Here is a 6,805-nt window from a genome sequence, read left to right as displayed (position 1 = left end):
CCCCCATCTTCGACCTCGTCGACTACGGCGTCGTCGGAGACCTCTTCACCGTCGTCCCCCAACTCACCGAAGAAGTACAGACCCGCAAGGGCTGACAAACAGCACACCGCACGTTCGAAGGCCCGGGCCGACCGCCCGGGCCTTCGCGTTTCCCGCCTCCCCCGACGCGACCGGAACACGATGCGGAACCTGCACACCTCATGCGCAGACCGGTCACGCCCACCCATCGGCGGGCCGGGATACGGCCCGGACAAGGCGCCATTGGTGCGGAAGTGTCCGAGTAGCGGTAAAGCGACTTCCGACCAAATGGAATTCATCCCGTGAAGCTCATGTGGAATCTGCTCGCACAACATGAACGCGTCTGCACGTAAAGCCATTTGAGTGAAGGGAAGACCCCCTGATCAGGCAGTGTTCGATTCGCTGCGCCGGGCGTCGCCGTGCTTTGATCCTGGCCAATGCCGGGAACGCACAAAGGCGTTACCGGAATTTCCGTACGAAGGGCAGCGCCATCATGAACCTCACCCCCCAGGTCGAGACCCTCGAGATCTCCGACGCCGACCTCGACAACGTCTCCGGCGGCCTCGTCGGCGGCGTCCTCGGCAACGTGACGGCCACCGCCGACTCGATCGCCCCGGTCTCCGGCGTCGTCGGTTCGGTCACGGGCCTCGTCGGCTCCACCACCGGTGTCAACACCGGCGCCGTCACCGGCCTCGCCACCGGCCTCGTCGCCGGCCTCTGAGACCGTACGTGTGCCCCGGAACCCATCGGTTCCGGGGCTCACCGCCGAAAGCGACAGGTGAGGGAAGAGTTCCGTGCGCTTCCGCCAACAGGCCCTTTCCAAACTCCAGTCGCCGGAGGAGCTCGACCTCCCGGTGCGCTTCGCCCGGCCCCAGGGACGGCTCGTCCTCTGCGTCACCCTGGTGGTCATGGCAGCGGCCTGCTTCTGGGCCACGACGGGCACGGTCTCCTCCACACTGAGCGCCCCCGGAATTCTCACGCACGCGCAGGGAAGTTACGTTCTCCAGAGCCCCGTCGCCGGTCAGATCACCGGCGTGCTCGCCGACGAGGGCGAGACGCTGCCCGCCGGCTCTCCCCTGCTCAAGGTCCGCACCGAACAGGGGGACCGCCTCGTCCGCACGATCGACGCGGGCAGGCTGACCACTCTCTCGGCGACGATCGGCGCCGTCGTCGCCACGGGCGCCGACGTGGCGAGCGTGGAACGGATGAAGAGCGCCGACGATCCGCTGATGGCGGTGCTGTACGTGCCGGGCGACAGCGGGCAGGGCGTCCCGGTGGGCGCCTTTGTCGACCTCACGGTCCAGTCGGTGTCGGCCCAGCAGTTCGGTGTCCTGCGCGGCAGCGTGACCGCCGTCGGCAGGGCCGCCCTGACGCGGCAGCAGATCGCCCGCTCTCTCGGGGACGCCCAGCTGGGCGAGCAGTTCTCCGCCCACGGCAGGCCGGTCGCGGTGCTCGTGCGGCTGGACCGGTCGTCCGCCACGAAATCCGGTTTCCGCTGGTCGTCGCGCCAGGGACCCCCGTACGCGATCGGCACCATGACTCCGGCCACCGGCGTCGTGCACCTGGCCGAACAGCGTCCGATCGATTGGCTGCTCCCGTGACCGCCCCGCACACCTCCGCCCCCTCCGCGCAGCAGCTCCCGCCGCCCGGCCGGGGCCGGCACCGTCCGGGCAAGGAGCCCGTTCGCCGGGGCCGTTCCCGTGGCCGCGCCCGTTCCGCACCGAAGACGCGGAGGGCGCCGAAGCCCAGGACCGTCCGCAGTCCGACCGTGCTCCAGATGGAAGCGCTGGAATGCGGCGCCGCCTCGCTGGCCATGGTGCTGGCCCACTACGGCAGACACGTGCCCCTGGAGGAGCTGCGGATCGCCTGCGGTGTCTCGCGCGACGGCTCGCGGGCCAGCAACGTACTGAAGGCCGCCCGTAGTTACGGACTGCGGGCCAAGGGCATGCAGATGGAGCCGGCCGCCCTCGCGGAGGTCCCGGCCCCCGCCATCCTGTTCTGGGAGTTCAACCACTACGTCGTGTACGACGGCATGGGCCGGCGCCTGGGACGGCGCGGGGTGTACATCAACGACCCCGACAAGGGCCGCCGTTTCGTGCCCGAGGAGGACTTCGACACCAGCTTCACGGGAATCGTCCTGGTCCTCGAACCGGACGAGGGTTTCCGGCGCGGCGGCAGGAAGCCCGGCGTCATGAGGGCCCTGCCGGCACGGTTGCGCGGCACGTCCGGCACCATGCTGGCCGCGCTGCTCGCCAGCCTCCTGCTCGTGGCCGTCGGCGCCACGCTCCCGGCGCTCAGCCGGACGTACATCGACATGTTCCTGATCGGCAACCAGCGCTCGCTGCTGGGTGTGCTGTTCGCCGCGATGGGCAGCATGGTGGCCCTCACCGTCGTGCTGACCTGGCTGCAGCAGGCGAATCTGCTGCGCGGGCGGGTCATCTCGTCCACGCTCGGCAGCGCCCGGTTCTTCCGGCACCTGCTGAGGCTGCCGGTCACCTTCTTCTCCCAGCGCAGCCCCGCCGATCTCGTGCAGCGCCTCCAGTCCAACGACGCGGTGGCCGAGACCCTGGCCCGGGACCTCACAGCGGCGGGCGTCGACGGGATCGTCGTACTCCTCTACGCCCTCCTGCTCTGGACGTACGATCCGCAGCTCACCGTCATCGGGGTGGGTATCGCCCTCCTCAACGTCGTCGCGATGCGCGTCGTCGTGCGCCTGCGGGCCACCGGCACACAGAAGTTGCGGGCCGACAGCGCCCGGCTGACCAACACCTCGTACACCGGGCTGCAGCTGATCGAGACGATGAAGGCGACCGGCGGCGAGGACGGCTACTTCCGTCGCTGGGCCGGGCAGCACGCGACGACCCTGGACGAGCAGCAGCGGCTCGGTGTGCCGAGCGCGTGGCTGGGCATCGTGGCCCCCGCGCTGGCCACGCTCAACAGCGCGCTGATCCTGTGGATCGGCGGGCTGCGCGCGGTCGAGGGCCACATCTCGATCGGTCTGCTGGTCGCCTTCCAGGCTCTGGTGACCCGGTTCACCGCCCCGGTCACCCGGCTCAACGGGGTGGCCGGCCGCGTCCAGGACTTCGCGGCTGACGTGGCCAGGCTCAAGGACGTGGAGAACTTCCCCGTCGACCCGCTGTACTCCCGGGACGAGGTCTCGCCGAGCACCCGCAGGCTCAAGGGGCATGTGACGCTGGAGGACATCACCTTCGGGTACAGCCCGCTCGACAAGCCACTGCTGACCGGCTTCTCGCTGTCCGTCGGGCCCGGGCAGCAGGTGGCGCTGGTCGGCGGATCGGGCAGCGGCAAGTCCACGGTGTCCCGGCTGATCTCGGGTCTGTACAGCCCGTGGGAGGGCACGATCCGTATCGACGGACAGCGTCTGGAGGACATTCCCCGGGGTGCTCTGGCCGCGTCGGTCTCCTTCGTCGACCAGGACGTCTTCCTCTTCGAGGGGACGGTCCGGGACAACGTGACGCTGTGGGATCCGTCGGTGCCGGACGACGCGGTCGTCGCCGCCCTCCAGGACGCGGCCCTGTACGAGGTCGTCTCCCGCCGCCCCGGTGGCATCCACAGCCGGGTGGAGCAGGACGGGCGCAACTTCTCGGGCGGTCAGCGTCAGCGTCTGGAGATCGCGCGGGCGCTGGTGCGCCGGCCGAGCGTCCTGGTGCTCGACGAGGTCACGAGCGCGCTCGACGCGGAGACCGAGCGGCTCGTCATCGACGCGCTGCGGCGGCGCGGCTGTGCCTGCGTGGTGATCGCGCACCGGCTGAGCACGGTCCGCGACAGCGACGAGATCGTCGTCCTCGACCACGGCCGCACGGTCGAGCGCGGACGCCACGAGGATCTGGTCGCCGCCGGGGGGCCGTACGCCCAGCTGGTCAAGGAGCACTGAGTGTCATCCGTACATCCTCCGTCGGTACCCGTCGCGGACACCGCTGCCCCTGGGCACGACGCGGTCATCGGCGCCCTGGGAGCACTCGGCGCACCGGCCGACTGCACGGGGCTGCGCAGCCTGTCCCTCGAAGGGCCGCAGGTGCTGTGGCTCGTCGTCGACGGGGCGCTGGATCTCTTCGCCGTCGACACCGCGGAGCAGGGGCACTGGCACTTCCTCGGCCGGCTCGAACCGGGGACGCTGCTGCTCGGACCGGTCGAGGGGCCGCAGCACACGCTGATCGGCAGGCCGTCGCAAGACTGCGTGCTTCGCCGGATCGCACTGCGGGAGCTGTACCGGCCCGAGCATCCCCATCCCGGGGCGTACGAAGGCCACTACCTCAGCCGGTACGACGCCGGGGACGGCACCCTGAGTCTGCTGGAGCACGCCTTCTCGCTGGGGGTGGGGCGGGGGCAGCGTGTCCTGTTCGAAGCTCCGCTTGACGGCCGGACGGCTCTCGACGAGACGGTGACCGACGACGACGTCATGTGGCTCCCGGTCGCTCCGGGCAGCGTGCAGTACGGCGCCGCCTTCAGCGCGGAGGCGGCCGGTGACCTGCTCGTCGACGGCGAGCTGTGGCAGGGCATGGTCAACCGTCAGTACCGCTTGCTGTCCGCGCTGGACCGCTGGATCGAGCGTCTTGAGCGGGCGCACGAGGACCGGGCGGCGGCCGGCCTCAAGGCGGGCGAAGACGTGCGGGACGAGGCGGACCGGGCGCTGCTGACCTCCATCGGCCGTACCGGGAGGAGCACCCGCCCGTCCGCCTCGGCCGGTGACGATGCCACGTACGCGGCCTGCCGGCTGGTCGCGGGGGCGGCCGGCGTCACGCTCGCGCGGCCCCCGGCGGGGGATGTCGGCGACGAGCGGACCGACCCGGTCGAGCGGGTCGCCGTCCACTCGCGGGTGCGGACCCGCCCGGTCCGGCTGGCCGGCCGCTGGTGGCGCGAGAACACCGGCCCGCTGGTGGGCCACCGTGCCGCGACGGGCGCCCCGGTCGCCCTGCTCTGGCGGCGGGGCCGGTACGAGGCGGTGAATCCGGTGACCGGCCGCAGGGCGCGCGTGGACCGGAGCACCGCGGGCGACTACGAGCAGCGGGCCGTGATGTTCTACCGCCCCCTGCCGGAGCGGCCGATGAGCAGATGGCAGCTGGTGCGCTTCGGCCTGCGCGGAACGGGACCCGATCTGCGCAGCCTGGCACTGGCCGGGCTGGTGACGGTCGTGCTCGGCGCGCTGGTCCCGCTCGCGACGGGACGGATCCTGGGTGTCTACGTACCCAACGCCGAGACCGGCCTCATCGTGCAGGTGTCCCTCGCGGTGATCATCAGCGGGGTGGTCTCGGCGGCGTTCGCGCTGTTGCAGAACCTCACCGTCCTGCGCATGGAGGGGCGAATCGAGAGCACCCTCCAGCCGGCCGTGTGGGACCGGCTGCTGAGGCTCCCGACGTCCTTCTTCGCCGAGCGCTCCACCGGGGAGCTGGCGAGCGCGGCGATGGGTGTCAGCGCGATCAGGCGGGTGCTGTCGGGCGTCGGCCCGGTGGCGTTGCAGGCAGGCACCGTCGGCGTGATGAACCTGGTCCTGCTGCTCTGGTTCAGCGTTCCGCTGGCGCTGGCGGCGATCGCCATGCTGATCGTCATCGTCGCGGTGTTCCTCACCATGGGCATGTGGGAACTGCGGTGGCAGCGCGACCTGGTGGAGCTGGGCAACAGGCTCAACAACCAGGCGTTCCAGACGCTGCGCGGGCTGCCCAAGCTGCGCGTCGCGGGGGCGGAGAGCTTCGCGTACGCCGCGTGGGCGCGGGAGTTCGCCCGCAGCCGTGAGCTCCAGCAACGGGCCGGCCGGATCAAGAACGTGACGACGGTCCTCAACGCGACGTACCTGCCGCTCTGTTCCCTGGCCATGTTCGTCCTGCTGGCGGGGCCGGCCAGCGGCTCCTTGTCGGCCGCCGCCTTCCTGACCTTCAACACCTCCGTGACGATGCTGCTGACGGCGGTCACCCAGCTCACCGGGGCGGCGCTGTCGGCTGCGGCGGCTCTGCCGATGTTCGAGCAGATCAGGCCGGTGCTCGACGAGGCACCCGAGGTGCGCGGCGCGAGCACCCAGCCGGGTCCGCTGTCCGGGGAGATCGAGGTGAAGGGCGCCTCCTTCCGCTACACCGACGACGGTCCGACGGTGCTGGACGAGGTGTCGCTGAAGGTGGGGGCGGGCGAGTTCGTCGCCGTCGTGGGACCCAGCGGCTGCGGGAAGTCGACGCTGCTGCGGCTACTCATCGGCTTCGACCGCCCGACCACCGGGAGCGTCCTGTACGACGGCCAGGACCTGGCGGCCCTGGATCAGGCGGCCGTGCGCCGCCAGTGCGGGGTCGTGCTGCAGAACGCCCAGCCGTTCACCGGGTCGATCCTGGAGTGCGTGAGCGGTTCCGAGGTCTTCACCGAGGAGGAGGTCTGGGAGGCCGCCGCGCTGGCGGGGCTGGCCGACGACATCAAGCTGATGCCGATGGGACTGCACACCATGATCGCCGGCGGTGGCGCCGTGTCCGGTGGTCAGCGCCAGCGGCTGATGATCGCCCAGGCGCTGGTGCGCCGGCCTCGCATCCTGTTCTTCGACGAGGCGACCAGCGCACTGGACAACGAGACCCAGCGCACCGTCATCGAGAGCACCCGTGCCCTGCGGGCGACCCGGGTGGTGATCGCGCACCGGCTCTCCACGGTGCTGGACGCCGACAGGGTGATCGTCATGTCGGAGGGCCGCGTCGTCCAGGAGGGCCCTCCCGCCGAGCTGCTCGCGGACCCGGCTGGACGGCTGCACGAGTTGGTACGGCGCCAGATGCAGTAGAGCGCCTCGGCCCGTCCGGGC

Annotated in this window: 4 protein-coding genes; all 4 read left to right on the top strand. The window is 71.0% G+C overall.

Annotated elements, in window-relative coordinates; translation table 11 throughout:
• Positions 1-511: 511 nt before the first annotated feature.
• The 4 genes from AB0C82_RS27105 (at position 512) to AB0C82_RS27090 (ending at position 6,784) form a co-directional block, all read left to right on the top strand.
• A complete protein-coding gene (locus AB0C82_RS27105; RefSeq protein ID WP_362846649.1) occupies positions 512-739 on the top strand; it encodes a type A2 lantipeptide in 228 nt (75 codons plus the stop codon).
• A gap of 73 nt (positions 740-812) precedes the next feature.
• A complete protein-coding gene (locus AB0C82_RS27100; RefSeq protein ID WP_362846647.1) occupies positions 813-1,619 on the top strand; it encodes a hypothetical protein in 807 nt (268 codons plus the stop codon).
• On the top strand, positions 1,616-3,913 hold the full coding sequence (locus AB0C82_RS27095; protein WP_362846645.1) for an NHLP family bacteriocin export ABC transporter peptidase/permease/ATPase subunit: 2,298 nt from the start codon (positions 1,616-1,618) through the stop codon (positions 3,911-3,913). The genes AB0C82_RS27100 and AB0C82_RS27095 overlap by 4 nt, the downstream gene beginning before the upstream one ends.
• A complete protein-coding gene (locus tag AB0C82_RS27090; RefSeq protein WP_362846644.1) occupies positions 3,914-6,784 on the top strand; it encodes an NHLP bacteriocin export ABC transporter permease/ATPase subunit in 2,871 nt (956 codons plus the stop codon).
• Positions 6,785-6,805: the final 21 nt, after the last annotated feature.

This window comes from Streptomyces sp. NPDC048560, from assembly GCF_040650955.1.
Classification (GTDB): Bacteria; Actinomycetota; Actinomycetes; order Streptomycetales; family Streptomycetaceae; genus Streptomyces.
The sequence above is the reverse complement of the archived record's forward strand: the minus strand, read 5'-3'. Positions and strand labels throughout refer to the sequence as shown.

Bases quoted from the DNA above. Each gene is read 5' to 3' on its own strand.
- AB0C82_RS27105 (WP_362846649.1), top strand. From the start codon at position 512: ATGAACCTCACCCCCCAGGTCGAGACCCTCGAGATCTCCGACGCCGAC.